Here is a 17619-nt window from a genome sequence, read left to right as displayed (position 1 = left end):
GTTGCTATGCGCGCTATGATAGTACCAACCCGTGACCCATTCAGCAAGCAATATTCTCGTTTTTTCCCCTGCTTTCCGACCCCTTATTGGCGGGTCGGAATTGGCCCTCGAGGCATTTATGCGCCATATGTCTGAGCGTTCTTTTGTGGTGCTCACGCCGCGCCATTCGCTGACATTTCCCGCTAGAGAAACGTACGACAATGTGCGGATCTATCGCATCGGTCTTGGTATCGCGTGGCTTGATAAGTATCTCTTTTTGGTGCTCGGTGCGATTGTGGGTCTCTGGGAGGCGCGCCACGCTTCGGTACTCCATGCGTACCAGGCGTCATATGCAGCTCTCGCGGCGTTGGTGGTACGGCTCTTTTCCGGCACGCCACTTGTCCTCACGCTCCAAGAGGGCGCCGATTTTCGCCGGCAATCTTTTCTTGTCCGGGCTGGCCGATGGCTTGCGGTACGATATGCAGATGTGGTGACGGCAATTAGCTCTCCTCTTGCGACCTATGCACGCCACGTGCGCCATGATGCAAAGGTCGTGTTGATTCCTAATGGAGTCGACGCAGCGCCCACGTGCTCTGCTCAAGAGCGAGCTCAATTGCGTGAGTCGTGGGGAGTGCGTGCTGATGAAGTGTGCATATATTCCGCAAGTCGTCTTGTCGCAAAGAATGGCATCGATGCTCTCATTCGTGCGTGTGCAACACTTTCCTTTCCGTGGCGTCTTGTTTTGGCCGGGACTGGAGAGGATGCCCACGCGCTGAAAACGTTGGCAAAAAGTCTCGGCCTTCATGATCGCATCGTCTGGCGCGGGCCCGTGAGCCACCGTGACGTGCTCCAGGAACTAGGGGCCGCAGATGTTTACGCGCGGCCTTCTCGATCTGAAGGACAGGGCATCGCGTTTCTTGAAGCGATGGCTGCGGGCGTGCCTGTCGTTGCCTCGCGACGTGGGGGGCTACGCGACTTTGTGCACGATGGCGTGACAGGCTTCGTATGTGATCCCGATGATATCCCCTCTGTGGCGCGCGCTCTGGTGCGTGCGGCGCAATCGGGCGCTGAGCGAGATGCTGTTGTGTCTGCAGCACAACGCATGGTCTCTCAAGAGTATCTTTGGAGCCTTATTGCCCCGCGCATGGCTGCAGTGTACGATACTTTGGCATGAAAAAGCTCTCCATTATTATTCCCGTATTTAATGAGGCCGCCACATTGCCGAAGCTTTTTGCGGCCATTGATGCAGTTGTCCTGCCGGAATGGGAGAAGGAGCTTGTGATTGTTGACGATGCGTCAACTGATGACACCGCTCGGGTCATTGCACATCATGTGCGTCCGGGATGGGTTACGGTGCGCCACGCGCAGAATCTGGGGAAGGGCTCCGCGGTCCGCACTGGTTTTGCAAAAGCTTCTGGAGACGTCATTCTCATTCAGGATGCAGATTTAGAATATAGTCCCAAAGAGTACCCGCTCCTTCTTGAGCCCATTCTTGCTGGCGATGCAGATGTGGTCTACGGCTCGAGATTTATTTCTGCATTCCCGCGTCGTGCGCTCTACTTCTCTCACTATGTTGCAAACGTCTTCCTCACATTTCTCTCAAATATGTGCACGGGGCTCAATCTTTCTGATATGGAAACGGGATACAAAGTCTTTACGCGCGATGCACTCATGCGCATTCTGCCACATCTCAGCGCGGCTCGTTTTGGCATTGAGCCGGAGATTACAGCACGGGTAGCTCAGCAAAAACTCCGTATATATGAGGTGGGGATTTCGTATCGAGGTCGCACGTATGCAGAAGGAAAGAAAATTCAATGGGCCGACGGTGTCGCGGCAATATGGCACATCATTCGTGCGTCATTTTTTTCATGAGTAACGAACAGAAACCACTTCTTGTTATCGCAACTGGCATTTATCCCCCTGATATAGGTGGCCCAGCAACCGTTGCGCATGCGGTAGCGCGTGCGTTTCATGAGCGTGGGGTACGCGTGCGCGTGGTGGCATTTGGGCGGGGTCAGCAGGAGCAGGGTATTGAGGTGTATCGTGTATCGCGCTGGTGGCCTTGGATGGTGCGCCATATCCTCTACGCGCTTCGGGTGTGGTGGGTAAGTGCAGGAGCGACCCACCTCTTGGCGCTTTCGGGAAAAACGCCTGGAATTGCCGCACATATAGCGGGCATGTTGCGGCGCATTCCAGTAACGGTGCGTATTGCTGGAGACTATGCATGGGAATATGCAATACAAAAGCGCCACACGCATCTTCTCATTGATGATTTTCAGGGTGTGCAGATAGGTGGTTGGGCGGGTATGCTTCGCCGCATACAGCGGTGGGTTGTGCGTCGTAGTGCTCAGGTGGTTGTGCCATCTCAATACCTACAATCTATTGTGCAGGGATGGGGGTACGATTCCGAGCGTATCGTGATTGTGCCCAACGCTGTAACATTTTCACCATCAGAGATCTCGCAGCAAGATGCACGTACGCGAATCGGTATCCCGGGGACACTTATTGTTTCGGTCGGCCGGTTAGTTCCTTGGAAGGGATTTCGCATGCTCATCAAAATCATGCCGCAACTTCTCGAGCTTAATCAGTTTTTCAGATTAGTGATCGTGGGTGATGGTCCTGAGCGCGATGTACTTCGTACCATGGCTAGAAATCTTGGTTTGGAGAAGAAGGTGTTTATTGTCGGAGCGAAGTCCCATGAAGAGCTCCCGACGTATCTCGCTGCGGCAGATCTCTTCGTGCTTAACACAGGATATGAAGGATTCTCGCATCAGATCATTGAGGCGATGGCTGCGGGCGTTCCTGTGATTACGACCACGGCCGGCGGCAATCGCGAAATTATCTCGCAGGGAGAGAATGGTTTGATGGTAAAGTACAATGATGAATTCAATCTCCGCGAAGCCATTCGTGCGCTATGGGATATGCCAGAGCTTCGCGCACACATGAGTGAGGCGGGAAAGGCAACGGCTCGCTTGTATGATGAGGCGCGTATGCGTGAGGCATGGATAAAGGCGCTACACCTATGAATAAAACACTTCTCATGGTGAGCGGTGATCGTATGCTTGCTGCGGGTATGGACGGAGCATTTTTTCACATGCTCACAGAGTTCCATAAGCACTGGGACCGTATTGATATTATTGTGCCTCGAGTAGCGCGAGGGTGTATGGTACGACAGAATCCATTCCCTAATGTATATGTGCATGCATCCCGCCTTCCTCTCCTGATGCAGTGGCTACATATCTTTCGCACGGGGATGCGCCTTGGGCGCGAGCGCACATACGGAGGTATGACCATCCATGAATACCCACCATTTTACAATGGAATAGGGGGGCTTTTCCTTGCAAGACGTTTGGGTATTCCCGCGCTTCTCGAGATTTTTCATATTCCAGGAGTCCCTCGGGCCGGCTCATTCCGTGAGGTGGTCTACCGGTATCTCTCGCGGATTATAGTGCCCGTCGAAGCGCGCATTGCTTCGGGCGTTCGTGTGATGAATATGAGTGAAACGGGGAAGCGTCTTTTAGCGTGGGGTGTAGCTCGCGAGAAGCTCCATCTCATTCCCGCTCTCTTTCTCCCCACGATGCAGGAGCCCCCTCAAATGCCCGTGACACACGACTTTATTTTTGTAGGGCGTATAGAGCGTAATAAAGGCATTCAGCGTGCCATAGAGGCGCTTGCGCGTCTTGAGCACGCAACGATGCGTGTTATTGGTACAGGATCTCTCTTGGACTGGGCGCAGCAATACGCACGCCAACAGGGAGTGAGCAGCCGTATAACGTGGAGTGGGTGGGTCGATTCAGCGGCCGAGGTATTACAAGCAATAAGAGAAGCTCGGGCTTTGGTGATGTTGTCAGACAGTGAAGGGGGTCCGCGCGTTGCCGTAGAGGCGCTCGCGTGCGGTATTCCAGTGATCGCAACTCCCGTGGGGGTTATCCAAGACCTTGGACAAGAGGGCGCAGCAGTACGTATCGTGCATTGGTCGCTAGACGATATTGTGCAGGGGATGCGAGATGTGCTCGAAGATCCTTCGTGGCAGATTCGGGCAGAGAAAGGATCTCACGACATTCGTGAAAGGTATGCTCGTGAACAGGTTATAAGCGCCTCTGCCCGTGCCATCCAGAATATTTTTCAGCTATGAAGCGCATCGTCATCATAACCCAGAGCGTTGATGAGCGTAGTGATGTGCTTGGATTTTTTGTGGCGTGGATCCGCGCTTTGGCGCATCGCGTTGATCATGTTGATGTGATAACGCTTGCAAAGGGCGCTTATTCACTACCATCCAATGTATCCGTCTATTCACTTGGAAAAGAGCGGGGTGTGTCTAAATTGGTTCAGATTTTTCGCTATCTCATACTCACTGCGCGGCTGATCCCCGGTTCACGCGCTGTGCTGGCTCACATGTCGCCCATTTTCGCTATCACCGCATGGCCGTGGACACTTTTTTCGAAAACAAAACTACTCCTTTGGTACTTACACCGGTCGGTTACTACTCGTCTCCGCCTCGCTCTTTTCTTGAGCGATGCTTTAATTACTGCCGATGCGCGCAGTCTCCGCATCACATCTTCAAAGATTGTGAGCGTTGGGCACGGTATTTCTATCCCCGATGTCCCTCGGGCGCGAGACGAGCACGAGGGGCTTCACATCATCAGCGTAGCTCGCATTACGCCCTTAAAACGCATTAACCGAATTATTGAGGCGTCCTTGCAGCTTATGCGTGAAGGTATTTCGCATACCTTGCGTGTTGTCGGTTCTCCAATGATGCCGAGCGATGAGCAATACGCTAGAAGCATTCATGCTCGTGCACAACACGCCGCTCATATCGAGTGGGCAGGCTCGGTGCCACATAATGAGATCGCAGCACACTATGCATGGGCTGATATCGCGGTGAATTTAGCGCCACGGGGAGGGCTTGATAAGGCCGTTCTGGAAGCGATGGCGTATGGCGTTCTTCCGATTACAACCAACCACATATTTCACGATGATTTTGGGCCATACGCACACCTTCTTTTACTTGATGAATCTCTGCCACAGCACGCTGTAGCGGAGCGTATCAAACAGATACTCGTGCTCAGTGCATCAGAGCGAGAAGAAATGCGTGATTATTTGATGCGTCGTGTGCGAGAGCGGCATTCGGTACTTGGTGTTACCGCCCGCATTCTTACTTGTGTCGGCTTATGACGAAAAAACGCATTCTTCTTATCGCGCCACGAGGCTCATTCACGGAACAGATGATGCAGGGCTTCCGTGAGAATGATTGCGATGTGCGCTGGGTCGATGACCGCTTCAACTGGCTTTTCCCTGCATGGAGCTTATTGCAGAGTGGGTGGGTGTGGCGCGCTACTCGGCGCATACACATGCTGCGCCGCATAAGTAACCAGCGCCTTGCCGCAATGATACGGCAGCATATAGACGTTTGGCGGCCGGATGCTCTCTTTGTGCACAAGAGTTTGTTAGTAAAGCCAGACACTATACGCTATGCACAAGATCGCGGAGTACGCGTAGCTCACTGGTGCCCGGAAAATGTCGCCCACGAACCCTATGCATCATGGATGCGTTCGGTTGCCGGATTGTATGATACATTTTTTTCATTTGATGCAAGCGCGGTGACGTATATGCCGGAAGAACGGCGAGATCGCTTCTTTGTATTGCCCTTTGCGCTTGTGCCTGAAAGATTCCATGGATCCATGCCCGCGGCGCCCGAATTCGACGTGTGTTTTATTGGCGCCCCATATCCCGAGCGTCAGGAGGCTCTCATGACTCTTACTACGTTGCCGCACATACGTCTTGGACTTTTCGGGTGGTCAGGGTGGCGCGCAACGCCACTTGCTAGGTTTTATCGCGGCTCGGTGACTCCGGAGGAAGCCGCAGAGATATATCGGCGATCAGCGATTTGTATCAATATGAATTTGCTCCCTGAAACGCACGGGGTGAATGTGAAGACATTTGAGATACCTGCCGCAGGGGGGTTTGAGCTTACCGATGAGCGCGCTGGTCTTAAAGACGTTTTTGCTATTGAGCAGGAAGTTGCTACATTTACACACATATCCGATCTGCAGCCTAAGGTTATGTACTGGCTCGCTCATCCTGTAGAGCGTCAATCCATCGCCGCTCGTGGGCGCAACCGAGTGTTGCGCGATCACACCATGCGTGTGCGTATACAACAGGCCCTTTCTATCATATTCCGCACACCATGAAGAACATTCTCTTCTTTGGAACATATGATCCTCTCTATGCGCGCAATAGGGTGCTTGCGCAGGCGTGCTTAATGGCGGGGTATAGCATTACGCATATGCGCACAGAGCACGAGGGGCTTCGCGGCTACATCGATTTATGCGTGCAATATATGCGCCGCAAGGAGGCGTTCTCTATAATGCTTGTGCTTTTCCCTGGCCAAAAAGTTATGTTCTTAGCCCGCCTACTGTTTAGGGGATCTATTATTTTCGATGCGTTTACATCCCACTACGGTGGATATATTTTAGATCGCAAAAAAGCAGGGACAAAAAGTATTCGCGCATGGTGGTATAGATTTCTTGATACGTGGTCGTGCAAGCTCGCACATAAAGTACTTTTGGACACCCAGGCGCATATCGATTTTTTCATGCGCGAGTTTAAGCTGCCACGGGAACTTTTTCACCGTATATTTGTTGGTACTGACGAATCAGTATTCTTTCCACGCGCGTCGAGCGCTCCCCATTCGGAGATCGTGGTACATTTTCACGGTACTTTTATTCCGCTTCACGGAGTGGAAGTTATCGTTGAGGCCATGCGTATGCTGCGCCCCCAGACGCATGTACGCGCGATCCTCATAGGAAAAGGGCAGACGTATGTGCGAGTTCGTGAAATGGCTCATGAAGTGCCCTCAATAACTTTCATTGATTCCGTTTCATATAAGAATTTAGCAGAATACATAGCGAATTCTGACATATGCTTGGGTATTTTTGGTACAAGTCAGAAGACAGATCTTGTAATACCAAATAAAATTTTCGAGGCTGCGGCATCTGGTAGGGCGATCATTAGTGCCGATACTCCTGCGATGAGAGAGCTCTTTGATGATAAAGCGATTTATTATGTCCCCGCTGGCGATGCCCGCGCGCTAGCTCATGCCATCCAAACGCTTGCGGATAACCATGGACTGCGTACAATGCTCGGAGAAGGTGCGCGTTTGCAGTATGTACGTCAGGCATCTACGCGCCAACTTGCCATAGAGATTGACGACATCCTCTCCTCTTATGCCTACTGATTATTATCTTCACAAAGCCCCTCAATACGGTATGAGCCATACGCGGCGCGATCGCATACTATCTCTCCTGCCATCGCACCCCTCTCGTATTCTGGACATCGGGTGCGCTCAAGGTCGTCTTGGCGCACACGCCAAAGAGCGTGGGCATGCGGTCTTCGGTGTCGACATTTCTCCTCGTGCGGTTGAGGCGGCGCGCAACGTGCTTGATGGCGCATGGGTGTGCGATATCGAAAAAGAGTGGCCCAGAGAAGTGATAGGCCAGCCGTTCGACGGCATCATAGCGTCAGAGGTGATCGAACATCTTTTTGACCCAAAGCCGTTCCTTCGTCAGTGCCATAGCGCTCTTCGAAACGATGGGTTTATTATTCTTACCACCCCTAACTTCCTTACTTGGACAAACCGTATTCGATTTATGTTCGGCTTCTTCGAATACCAAGATCAAGGAATGTTTGATTTTGGCCACATTCGATGGTTTACATACGCTTCGCTTCAGCGTGCGCTCCGTGATGTTGGATTTACCATAGAAAAGGAGAGACACATCCTTTTCCCCGGCAAGCTTGCTTTCGTAGCGCGTTTTTTCCCGAGCTTTTTCGCATTCCAATTTATTGTCCGTGCGCGCAAAATATCACCATGAAGATTCTCATTGCGGGTTTTCCTTATGTGCGGGAGAACTACCTAAAAACTTTCTTCTTAGATAATGAGCATCCCGCGGATGATGGAATGCTCTTTCTCTTGCCCGCCCGCTGGCCCATCAAACAAGGGGCATTCATCTATACCCCTCCGCAGTGGAAGGGCGTGCATATAACATCAACCTTTTTTCACCACTCGCACTACCCAGTTATTGGAGGCCTTCTGAAAGGATGGATGCCGTTTTTTCCGTTGTTCCTGTTCCGACATCGGAGAAAAGTCGATCTTGTCTATTGGTGCGGCGAACCCACGTTATTATCGACGCTGTATGTTGCTCTCTGGTCGCGTCTCATGCGCAAAAGGCTCGTGCTTTTTTCGTGGGAGAATGTTCCGTATGAACAAAAGTTAAAGGGCGTGCATCTTGCGATCAAGCAACTCCTACTTAGGGTGCATGGACTACTCGCACACGGAATAGTATGCGGCAACGAGAAAAGTGAGCGGATTCATGCTCCATTTTTTAAACACACCGCCATCATTCCAATGAGCGGCGTAGACGATGCCTTCTTTGCGCCATCACGGGACGAGGGGCATGCCGATGTCTGTACATTTACCTTCATTGGGGCGATCGGTGTTCGCAAGGGGCTTCTCTACCTACTCGATGCATTATCTGAGGTTCTCCGTAGACATACAAACGTCAGATTTATTCTTGCTGGTTCTGGTGAAGAGGAATCTGTCATACAAAACGCGATCGTGGAACGTGGGCTAGAGGCATATGTGGAGCGCATTCCATGGACTTCGCGCGAGAGCGTGCGCGATATTCTGAATAGATCCGATGTATTTGTCTATCCGAGCATCCCGTATGGTGGGTGGGAGGAACAATTCGGTTATTCTATGGCCGAGGCTTCGCTTATGGAGCTGCCGGTTATTGCAACGCATTCCGGCTCTATGAGCGAAGTAGTTCGTGATGGCGAGACAGGATTGCTTGTGCCGCCTCAGGATAGTGATGCGCTTATGGATGCTATGGTGAGAATGGCGCAAGATGCTGCTCAGCGAAAGCGTTTCGGAGTAGCGGGCCGGGCATTTATTAAAGCCCACTATGCGTATACAGAGGTTCGTCGGCGGTTTTTTCAGTTTTTCGTATCTCTTCTGCCCTAACCGAGCATTTCGTTTTGGTTTGAGTACGGGTTGAAGAGTGTTGCTACGGGGAGCACGCGAAGTAGTTCTTTGATGCCGTCTTCCATGCTAATCGTGTGTCGATACCCAACGTCATGCAGCTTCTTATAAGAGACCTGATAGTGGCGCTGATCTGGATCCTGCCACGCATTTGATTCTTCAACGGTCGCGCCAGTGTGCGTTGCAACAAGATCCGCGATCTGTCGCTTGGTGTAGTTGAGCGGGTCCGCCCCGAGGTTATAGATTTGATTTTTCATAGCATCTTTATGCTCAACCGCGAACACGAATGCGCGCCCAAAGTCGTGTACATGAATGAAGGGACGAATCGCCCATGCTTCATAGAGTACAATGCTTTTTGTTTTGAGTGCTTGGAGTGTAAGTTCGTGAGGAAGGAGATCGAGGCGCAATCGAGGAGAAACTCCAAATGCCGTCCCAGGTCGTAGGGCGGTGCACGTGGTGCCCTCCATTAATATTTTCTCCCCTTCTAGCTTATTTCTGCTGTAGCGGCTAATAGGGTTAACTGGTGTTTCTTCTGTGCAAACTTGGCCGACAACGCGCCCGTAGTTAGATCCAGAGGAGGCAAAAATAACATGCTGGCCTTTGCTCACTAATTTACTGAGAATGCGGCAGGATTCAACATTTGTTGTATCTGCCATGATAGGGTTTGCGTCACATGCTGGAAATCCAACTATTGCTGCTAAATGAATAATAACGTCCTTATCAGCAACCACTTTTTTCATGAGCTCTTCATTCCTTACATCTCCTTTAATGAAGTGGAAATTGGGATGTTTAAAGAATGGGATCAAAACGGCACCGCCCCACATGAGGCGATCGAGAACAGTCACCTCGTAGCCTTTTTCTAGAAGTTGTGGCACCAGCGTTGTGCCGACATATCCTGCGCCACCTGTAACAAGAACTTTCATATGTGTATTATCCATAAATATTTATACAAGCATTGGCTTAAAGTGCGCTATTGTCTCTCGAATGCCATCTTCTAATTTCGTGAATGTAAAATCTGGGTATTTTGATCGGAACAGTGCATCATCCATGATTTTTACGGGAGCTCCGTCAGGCATGTCGGTTTTGTATACGAATTCAACTGGATATTCAAGTATTTTCGAGACGAGTTCGGCAATTTCTTTAATCGAGTAACCCTGTTTTTTGGCGACGTTGACCGGGTGCGTTTGCTCGGCTACGTGTTCAATGGAGTGAACCATTATGCGTGCTGCATCGGTAATGTAGAGCCATTCACGTATAGGTGTTCCCGTTCCCCAAATCTCAAAAGTCTTATCTCCATTTTGCTGAGCGCGCATCATGCGAATAATGATGCCGTTCAGGGCGTGCATTTTATCAAGATTGATATGGTTTTCTGGTCCATATGGATTGCACACGAGCCAGTTTACAGTCTTAATGCCGTATTGTTTTCGATATGACTCGGCAAGTGTATGCTGGACACGCTTTACAAAGCCGAAAGCAAGAACGGAGTCATGGACGGGCCCATCTTGCCATTGCGTTTCTCGCTGCACGTCAGCGCTTCCAGGGTAGGAGCAGTTGCCAAAGGGGTTCACAATCTTCGCATGTGGCACAACATCTTTTACTGCTCGGTAAAGATTAATGGCCATCTGTACGTTATCATGAATAACGTCTCCGGCCATTTTTGTTACGTAGTGCACATTCCCTACGTGTCCAGCGCAGTTAAGGATAACGTCCGGCTTGATTTCCGCTAGTCGTGCGGAGAGCTGGTCGAAATTACGAATATCCGTCCCTTCGCCTCGAGAGAGAGATACGGGATCATACCCCTGCTCACGAGCCAATCGCATAACTTGAGTGCCAAGGAATCCAGTTCCACCGAGTACAAGTACTTTATTCATGGTATTTTAGATAAAGAGAATACTAGGCTTCTTTTATAAGAGCGTCAATGTCGTATTCGGGAGGTGTGTTACAGTTTTTATTATAGCAACTTAGACATCCACGTACGGGGAGTATTTTTGTTCCGAGATTATAGAGCTCTATTTCCCATGGTGACGTCGGGCCAAAGAAGGCGACCACTTTTTTCTTTAGCGCAGTGGAAATGTGGAGGGCCATGCTATCACTAGTGATGACGTCGGAGCAAAGATTAATAAGGCCCGCAAATTGCCCAAGGGAGTTTTCAATTCCCGCGTCGATAATACTGAGATCTCGCGTCGCTTCAATGATTGCGCTAATGTATTCACGCTCTTCTGGTCCTCCAAAAAGTATGATTTTCGCATCTGGATATTTCCCGCGGAGTCCAGCTATAAGGGCCCGCGCCTCGTGCACCTGAAGGCGCTTGTCGACCCATCGCTTACTAGAGCCAGGATTTATGCCAATGACGCGCGTATTCTTTTTTATGCCGTATCTTTCTGCAAATTGCTGTGCAAATGCTGTGTCGACGCCCGAGAGAGGGAAATGCGGCTCTTGCTTTCTATAGGGGATATCGAGCATTTCATAACAAAGCTCCTGGTATGTTTTCCGGTTTAGTTTTTTCAATTCATCCGCCCTTGTTTTTCCATATCTCGATATCAGGCCCATATCGAACCACGGCGCGGCATCATTAGTGTATGATATTTTGTCACCATCTATATACGCGCCAAAAATACGTTGCGTTCTTGCTGCCGACGCAATGCGGCATGCCTCCTCTTCTTCATCGAGATTAATAACCAGTTGGTATTCACGTTCGCGCCACGCATCGGTCGGCGCTATAAGAATGCGATCGATGTGCGGGTTGTCGCGCAGGAGGGGTTCCATACGTGGCTGGGTAAGCCAATCGATCGTTGCTCCCCGATATTTCTCTTGTAAGCCGGGCAGTAGTGCTGTAGTGCGGACGACATCTCCTGCAGCGCCCATTTTGATAATAAGGATATTTTGCACTTGGGCCGGATCTTTCTTTGTAAAATGGAAGAGTCCGCAGGCATATTTAGCGTGGCGCAGTTGTTCCATGTTTGCGTTGCGTATGACGTTGCCACGATCATCGATTGCTGAAAATTCAACCAGAGATAGTTCACTAAAATATCTCCGGATTGTTTCGGGTGCATGTATGCGGTGAGCATTAAAAAATGTTCGCGGTGAACCGATCGGTATCGAAAAATAGAGGTTGCCATTTGGCGCAAGTACTCGAGAAAGCTCAGCGCAGGCTTTTATAGTCCCATCGGGATCAAGGCGATCGCCATATCGTCCAAGCCCCACGTGCTCAGCTACATGGAGGCATGAAAGAGAGTCAACCGAATTATTCGAGAATGGAAGATGGAGAATATCTCCCTTTATATTTTCCAGATTAGCAATACGCACTGGCAATGGGCGAAGGTCAACGAAGGTGACATGCGTAAGCGTGGTGAGAAAGCCGATCAGATCCGCCTGCGACCCGACATCTACGTGTCGCCCCGGCTTCGCGTGTGCAATTTTTTGAGCAGTCCATACTCCCTGATGAAAATAGTGTGGATCAATTGATGTGCGCGGTGTTTTTTCTCCAAGTTGTGGCCACAGTGAAACGCTGTCGCGTTGAGCTCCAAGCATGCGACGGTATACCGCATAATCAAGAGCGTAGGCGATATAATTGAATACGTTGAACGGCCTCACTTCTATCAGTGGAGTGATGAATCGATTTTTGAATACTGCTCGATAGAGGCGTTTAAATAGGCGGCGTATCATATTGATTGTTGCTCAAGCACGGGGATGTATCCAGCGGGCCAGAGATGCGTAAGAAGCGGGGCGTAGTATTCTTGCGTTCCACTTATATATGCTGCCCACCATGAGAATGTTGATCCACAACCAATGATCGCACGGCTCTGCGTGAGCATCCAAAAATCGAAAATTTCTCGCGGTACTTCAGGTAATGGGTTGCGTATGCGGATCGGATCACAGTGTGCAAATTCGGAATGCATATTAGGGTCGTCGGATGCAACGAAAACCGGCCGACCGTTTCGCACGCTATCGAGCTTTTCTAAGAATGAGTGCAGCGGCACAGTAACGCCGCGCTTTACGAGATCTCCTCTGCGCACATGGACGCCGATCCATGGGCTTAGATTGCGCGTTGCTTTCGTGTACGCGGAGCTTATCTTGTCATGAAACGAGAACCACGTGCGCACCTTTTCTTTGTGCTGCGCTAAGAGGGAGAGACTTTTGTGATCTTGGAGATATCCAAAAAGATTTTTGTGATCACGCGGATGAGCGTAGAGACTTGATAGGGAGACGGTGTATGGCAGTGAGGGTGAGAGGCCAAGAGCGAAAGCAATCTTTTGTTTGACGCCATACGACTGGATATCATCGAGTTGGATTGTCGGCAGGATGCTTGCGAGAAGCTGTTCTGTGAGAGTGTAGGTGGCAATATTATTGAATACTTGAGCGCCTATCCACGTGGGGAATGCATGCGCGAAGCCGTGGGTTTCTGCATAGAGGCGCGTCCCTGCATATTGAAAAAGCTGGTTGCCGAATCGCCCTAGTTGCCCAAGAGAGCGGAATGTGATCATAAAGGAGAAATCTGGCACCATCATATATTTTTGCAGCTAAAAAGCAATTGACCGCGCGTCTATTTATTCGTAGAGTATCGTGAACTCCTATGAAGCTTCTCTACATCAGTAGTCAGCGTCTCCCCACTGAAAAGGCGTACGGCGTACAGATTGCCCATATGTGTAAAGCGTTTGGGCAGAGCGGCATCTCCACTGAACTGCTCATCCCAACGCGGCACCCAAGGGTTGGAGAGGACATTTTCGCCTACTATAATGTGCCTCGTGTCTTTTCGGTGAGGCGAGTATGGGCACCCGAATGGGTACACCCATTTTTTCCAGAAAAACTACTCTTTTGGGGTAAGCAGGTTTTTTCAGGACTCATTCTTGCGTGGCACGCGTGGAGATCTGATGCTGATTTGGTATATACGCGCGACGAGCTCGTTGCACTGTGTGTTGCCATCATTTCTCCTCGGCGGATCGTGTTTGAAGCGCACACATTTTCAAAGCGTCGCTCTTTTATCTATTGGTACCTTCGTCGTTCTGGTGTTCGCCTTGTAGTTATTAATGAGTCAATTCGTAAAGCCTTTGTGGATCATGGCTTTTTTGATGCTCTCATACTTTCGGCGCCTGACGGCGTTGATGTATCTCTTTTTCAGACATCTCTATCTCGCCACGATGCTCGATCTATGCTCGATCTCCCGATTGATGGACGTCTTATCATGTACACTGGCCAACTCTTTCCGCACAAAGGAGCTGACACACTTCTTGAGACGGCGACACAGATGCCCCACACACACTTTGTCTTTGTAGGGGGCATGCCTCAAGACGTGCAGCGTGCTCAGGAGCGGTATCAGAACTTTCCCAACATTCACATAATAGGTCATCGGCCACACCACGAGATGCCCATGTTCTTATGCGCGGCGGACGTGCTCGTGATTCCCAATTCGGGTCGCTATGAAAGCTCGAGGACGCTTACCTCACCACTGAAAGTTTTCGAATATATGGCTTCTCGGCGTGTCATTGTAGCGTCAGATGTGCCCGCGCTTCGCGAAGTTTTGAGCGACGAGAGCGCGTTATGGTTTGTCCCCGATGATCCAAACTCATTAATGCGTTGCCTACAGCGCGCGTTAGTTGGCGAAGGCGCTTCTGAAATGATTGAGCGAGCATATACAGAAGTGCAAAAAATGACGTGGGATCAACGGGCGAAGAATATTGCCCTTTTTTACTCACAGCACATCATCACATTTCTGACTCCGGATGCGCGATTGGTATCAGGTTGGGGGAGACTTTCTGCCGACATTGTGCAAGGGCTTCGCGATGCTCAATATAGAGTCGGGGTTGTCACTATGGCCGGCTTTCAAGAGGGTGGTGCGCTACCACTCTTTGGGCGACGTCAGGAGATGCTCTGGGGGATGTGGAGGGCGCTGCCCCTAGTTCGAGCAAGTATTTCTATACATGCGATTGATATAAACCCCTTAGGCATTGTGGCATGGGTGCTTGCACGTATGGTGCGGCGAAAATATGTCATAACTCTTGTAGGGACGTATTCTCTCGGTCCGTTACAGCATTGGCCAATAATGTATATTGCACGTCTTGCGCTTAAGGGTGCGCGCGCGCGAATCGCGATTAGCTCATTCATGCAGCGACGTATCCGAGGCATCTATTCTTCCGGAGTCATCGATGTTATTCATCCAGCAGTTCATATAGAAGAGTTTACGCAACGCCACGAAGAAGAGCATCCACTGTACATATTAAGTGTCGGTGCTCTCAAAGAGCGAAAGGGATATCACATAAGTATCCCCGCGTTTGCTCAAGCGAGATCCGCTGCTCCGGATGCGCGCTATATTATTGTTGGCGATCAGAGAGACGTAGCATATATGCATCGTGTGCGAGCATTGGTGCGTGAACTTGGATTAGATGCACACGTCTTCTTTGAGAACCTAGCTTCTTCTGAGCGCTTAAAAAAACTGTATAAAGGAGCGGCGCTATTTGTATTCCCTTCAGTGAATAGTGGGGCCCATGTTGAGGGCTTTGGTATTGTGTGTGTAGAAGCTGCCGCATCTGGATTGCCTATTATCGCAACACAAGGCACTGGGGCGGAAGATGCGGTCTCTGAAGAAAATGCGATTCTCGTGCCTCAGAACGATATTGAGGCGCTAGCCGATGCCATGCAGTTACTCTTGGTGGATGAGGCGAGGCGTCGTAGTATGGGTGTGGCTAGCGTTCAGCATGCTCGCGCGCACGATTCTGCACGGTCGCGGGCGGCATACGGCGGCCTCTATAGGAGCATTCTTTCATGAACACAGTTTTTATTCAGGCAAATAATAAACAACTGTTTGGAGCGCGTCTCGCGGCATTCGCATTAACAATGACCGCAAAGGATGCGCGTGCATTTCATATTGAAATATTAAACGTTGACTCTTTATCACCTTTTGCCCATGTACACGGGAAGACATTTAAGCGGTGGGGGCAATTGATTGACGCATCGGAGGCGGACTTACAGTCGTTTACGTTAAGCCGATTTATGCCTCCAGAGCTCATGGGATTTCAGGGGCGGGCGATTGTGATTGACCCTGACATATTTGCCCTGAGCGATATTGGAGAACTTTTTTCTTTAGATATGCAGGGGCGAGCAATTGCAGCATGTGCTAAGAAGGGCGCTTGGGATTCTAGTGTTATGCTGCTCGACTGTGCTCAATTGTCGCACTGGCGCATAAAAGATCTCCTCCATGATCTCTATAGTCACGAGCGTGATTATGATGAAATTATGACGTTGGCGCGCGAGGGGTCTGTTTTGGAGCTCTCCCGAGATTGGAATAGCCTTGATGTGTTATCACCAGGTGCTCGCATGCTCCACACGACGAATCGTATTACGCAACCATGGAAAACTGGCTTACCTGTAGATTTTAAACGGCGTCCATTGCCGAAGATTTTTGGAATCATTCCTCGTGAGCCGCTGTTGCGTGTATTAGGGAAATACCATATGACATATCAACGCCATCCTGACCCGGAGATTGAGGCATACTTTTTCAAGCTTGTTGCGCGGGCGTTGCAAGCCAATACTATTTCGAGAACAGAGATCCAGCATGAAATAGAACGAGGCCATGTGCGGCAAGACCTCTGGGAGTGCATTTCTCGTTATATATGAAAGGAATACATGAGATCATGCGAGCTGTAAGGTACCTCATTGCTTCTGAGCAAGAAGCAATCGCAAGCCTTTCCCTCATTTCGCCACGCCTTCTTTCGCGCGCCCTCGATCTCCTGAGGCAAAGAAGGGGCAAAATTATTGTGTGCGGCATTGGGAAGTCGTGGCATATCAGCCAAAAAATTGCTGCATCTTTGACGAGTCTGGGATTTCCAGCGACCCCGCTCCACCCCGGAGAGGCAATGCATGGTGATTTTGGAATGGTACAAAAAGGGGATGTTCTGATAGCTCTTTCTCAGAGTGGAGCAACAAAGGAATTAATACATGCGCTGGCGTATGTGCGTCGGATAAAGGTGCCGGTTATTGCAATCACTGGGCGCGCAGAGTCGCCACTTGTAAAGATGAGCCAGGTGGCTCTTTGCTTTTCTGCGCCTACCGAGGGGTCTCCTTTCAACCTAGCTCCGATGGCTAGTGCGGTTGCTTCGCTCGGTATTGGTCACATGCTTGCGGTTGGTCTGAGCACATATGCGTGCACAACGAAAAACGATTTTGCGCGGACACATCCTGGCGGCTCATTAGGATTAGAGCTTACACGTGTGAGCGCTCGCATGCATGGAAAAACGCGCCTACCACTAGTGTACCTTGATGAAGCAGTTCCAAAGGTTGTGAAGGAGATCACGAAAAGGGGGCTTGGCGTGACAGGTGTTATTTCCCGCGATGGTCTACTGCGTGGCGTTATTACTGACGGTGATTTGCGCCGCGCCCTTGCTCAAAAAACGTTTTCAAAAGATTTACAGGCGAAAGATATCATGACCTTGAATCCAAAAACAACGAGTAAGGAAAGTACGCTCAAAGAGGCTCTCTATGATATGGAGAAATTTAAAATTACCTCCCTCTTCGTCACCACAGACGGTCTACCGGTAGGGATTATTCACATGCATCATATTGTGTCGCGAGGGTTTATATAAAAATGTGCCCCCAATGAGACTTGGGGG

16 protein-coding genes are annotated in these 17619 nt (G+C 50.2%); 12 read left to right on the top strand and 4 right to left on the bottom strand.

What is annotated here, in order from left to right:
- Positions 1–31 precede the first annotated feature (31 nt).
- From QY311_01190 to QY311_01150, 9 genes are read left to right on the top strand one after another with little or no spacing between them, the layout of a single operon-like run.
- Positions 32–1153, top strand: a complete 1122-nt coding sequence (locus QY311_01190) for a glycosyltransferase family 4 protein (GenBank protein WKZ27358.1) — start codon at positions 32–34, stop codon at positions 1151–1153.
- Complete coding sequence (locus QY311_01185) at positions 1150–1851, top strand: glycosyltransferase family 2 protein (protein ID WKZ27357.1); 702 nt, start codon at positions 1150–1152, stop codon at positions 1849–1851. The genes QY311_01190 and QY311_01185 overlap by 4 nt, the downstream gene beginning before the upstream one ends.
- Positions 1848–3005: a glycosyltransferase family 4 protein gene (locus QY311_01180; protein WKZ27356.1), complete on the top strand. Its 1158-nt coding sequence runs from the start codon at positions 1848–1850 to the stop codon at positions 3003–3005. Before QY311_01185 ends, QY311_01180 begins: the two co-directional genes overlap by 4 nt.
- Complete coding sequence (locus QY311_01175) at positions 2981–4114, top strand: glycosyltransferase (protein ID WKZ27355.1); 1134 nt, start codon at positions 2981–2983, stop codon at positions 4112–4114. The genes QY311_01180 and QY311_01175 overlap by 25 nt, the downstream gene beginning before the upstream one ends.
- The gene (locus QY311_01170; GenBank protein WKZ27354.1) at positions 4111–5154 is read left to right on the top strand and encodes a glycosyltransferase family 4 protein; all 1044 of its coding nucleotides are present in this window, start codon (positions 4111–4113) and stop codon (positions 5152–5154) included. The genes QY311_01175 and QY311_01170 overlap by 4 nt, the downstream gene beginning before the upstream one ends.
- On the top strand, positions 5151–6170 hold the full coding sequence (locus QY311_01165) for a glycosyltransferase (protein WKZ27353.1): 1020 nt from the start codon (positions 5151–5153) through the stop codon (positions 6168–6170). The genes QY311_01170 and QY311_01165 overlap by 4 nt, the downstream gene beginning before the upstream one ends.
- On the top strand, positions 6167–7216 hold the full coding sequence (locus QY311_01160) for a glycosyltransferase (protein WKZ27352.1): 1050 nt from the start codon (positions 6167–6169) through the stop codon (positions 7214–7216). Before QY311_01165 ends, QY311_01160 begins: the two co-directional genes overlap by 4 nt.
- 31 nt (positions 7217–7247) lie before the next feature.
- Complete coding sequence (locus QY311_01155) at positions 7248–7850, top strand: class I SAM-dependent methyltransferase (protein ID WKZ27351.1); 603 nt, start codon at positions 7248–7250, stop codon at positions 7848–7850.
- Positions 7847–8998: a glycosyltransferase gene (locus QY311_01150; protein WKZ27350.1), complete on the top strand. Its 1152-nt coding sequence runs from the start codon at positions 7847–7849 to the stop codon at positions 8996–8998. The genes QY311_01155 and QY311_01150 overlap by 4 nt, the downstream gene beginning before the upstream one ends.
- Here the strand turns inward: QY311_01150 and QY311_01145 are convergent.
- Genes QY311_01145 through QY311_01130 form a run of 4 tightly spaced genes read right to left on the bottom strand, consistent with a single transcriptional unit; the run spans position 8995 to position 13500 of the window.
- A complete protein-coding gene (locus QY311_01145) occupies positions 8995–9939 on the bottom strand; it encodes an NAD(P)-dependent oxidoreductase (protein ID WKZ27349.1) in 945 nt (314 codons plus the stop codon). The two genes, QY311_01150 and QY311_01145, sit on opposite strands and share 4 nt — an antisense overlap.
- A gap of 21 nt (positions 9940–9960) precedes the next feature.
- Positions 9961–10887: an NAD-dependent epimerase/dehydratase family protein gene (locus tag QY311_01140; GenBank protein ID WKZ27348.1), complete on the bottom strand. Its 927-nt coding sequence runs from the start codon at positions 10885–10887 to the stop codon at positions 9961–9963.
- A 22-nt stretch (positions 10888–10909) separates the two neighbouring features.
- Positions 10910–12682 carry a glycosyltransferase family 9 protein gene (locus QY311_01135; GenBank protein WKZ27347.1) on the bottom strand — a complete coding sequence of 591 codons (1773 nt, stop codon included), beginning with the start codon at positions 12680–12682 and terminating at the stop codon, positions 10910–10912.
- The gene (locus tag QY311_01130; GenBank protein WKZ27346.1) at positions 12679–13500 is read right to left on the bottom strand and encodes an alpha-1,2-fucosyltransferase; all 822 of its coding nucleotides are present in this window, start codon (positions 13498–13500) and stop codon (positions 12679–12681) included. The genes QY311_01135 and QY311_01130 overlap by 4 nt, the downstream gene beginning before the upstream one ends.
- Positions 13501–13589: 89 nt before the next feature.
- On the opposite strand from QY311_01130, the gene QY311_01125 reads away from it, so the two are divergent.
- From QY311_01125 to QY311_01115, 3 genes are read left to right on the top strand one after another with little or no spacing between them, the layout of a single operon-like run.
- Positions 13590–15779, top strand: a complete 2190-nt coding sequence (locus tag QY311_01125; GenBank protein WKZ27345.1) for a glycosyltransferase family 4 protein — start codon at positions 13590–13592, stop codon at positions 15777–15779.
- Positions 15776–16627 (top strand): glycosyltransferase, encoded by an 852-nt coding sequence (locus QY311_01120; GenBank protein ID WKZ27344.1) that lies wholly within the window; start codon positions 15776–15778, stop codon positions 16625–16627. The genes QY311_01125 and QY311_01120 overlap by 4 nt, the downstream gene beginning before the upstream one ends.
- Entirely contained in the window at positions 16624–17592 is a 969-nt protein-coding gene (locus tag QY311_01115; protein ID WKZ27343.1) for a KpsF/GutQ family sugar-phosphate isomerase, read from the top strand. Before QY311_01120 ends, QY311_01115 begins: the two co-directional genes overlap by 4 nt.
- Positions 17593–17619: the final 27 nt, after the last annotated feature.

The organism is Candidatus Paceibacterota bacterium, from assembly GCA_030583765.1.
GTDB lineage: Bacteria > Patescibacteriota > Minisyncoccia > 2-02-FULL-40-12 > GWA2-44-9.
The sequence above is the reverse complement of the archived record's forward strand: the minus strand, read 5'-3'. Positions and strand labels throughout refer to the sequence as shown.

Excerpts from the sequence above, each read along its gene's own strand:
- QY311_01185 (WKZ27357.1), top strand. The coding sequence starts at position 1,150 with ATGAAAAAGCTCTCCATTATTATTCCCGTATTTAATGAGGCCGCCACA.
- QY311_01180 (WKZ27356.1), top strand. The coding sequence starts at position 1,848 with ATGAGTAACGAACAGAAACCACTTCTTGTTATCGCAACTGGCATTTAT.
- QY311_01175 (WKZ27355.1), top strand. The coding sequence starts at position 2,981 with ATGGATAAAGGCGCTACACCTATGAATAAAACACTTCTCATGGTGAGC.
- QY311_01170 (WKZ27354.1), top strand. The coding sequence starts at position 4,111 with ATGAAGCGCATCGTCATCATAACCCAGAGCGTTGATGAGCGTAGTGAT.
- QY311_01165 (WKZ27353.1), top strand. The coding sequence starts at position 5,151 with ATGACGAAAAAACGCATTCTTCTTATCGCGCCACGAGGCTCATTCACG.
- QY311_01160 (WKZ27352.1), top strand. The coding sequence starts at position 6,167 with ATGAAGAACATTCTCTTCTTTGGAACATATGATCCTCTCTATGCGCGC.
- QY311_01155 (WKZ27351.1), top strand. The coding sequence starts at position 7,248 with ATGAGCCATACGCGGCGCGATCGCATACTATCTCTCCTGCCATCGCAC.
- QY311_01150 (WKZ27350.1), top strand. The coding sequence starts at position 7,847 with ATGAAGATTCTCATTGCGGGTTTTCCTTATGTGCGGGAGAACTACCTA.
- QY311_01145 (WKZ27349.1), bottom strand. The coding sequence starts at position 9,939 with ATGAAAGTTCTTGTTACAGGTGGCGCAGGATATGTCGGCACAACGCTG.
- QY311_01140 (WKZ27348.1), bottom strand. The coding sequence starts at position 10,887 with ATGAATAAAGTACTTGTACTCGGTGGAACTGGATTCCTTGGCACTCAA.
- QY311_01135 (WKZ27347.1), bottom strand. The coding sequence starts at position 12,682 with ATGATACGCCGCCTATTTAAACGCCTCTATCGAGCAGTATTCAAAAAT.
- QY311_01130 (WKZ27346.1), bottom strand. The coding sequence starts at position 13,500 with ATGATCACATTCCGCTCTCTTGGGCAACTAGGGCGATTCGGCAACCAG.
- QY311_01125 (WKZ27345.1), top strand. The coding sequence starts at position 13,590 with ATGAAGCTTCTCTACATCAGTAGTCAGCGTCTCCCCACTGAAAAGGCG.
- QY311_01120 (WKZ27344.1), top strand. The coding sequence starts at position 15,776 with ATGAACACAGTTTTTATTCAGGCAAATAATAAACAACTGTTTGGAGCG.
- QY311_01115 (WKZ27343.1), top strand. The coding sequence starts at position 16,624 with ATGAAAGGAATACATGAGATCATGCGAGCTGTAAGGTACCTCATTGCT.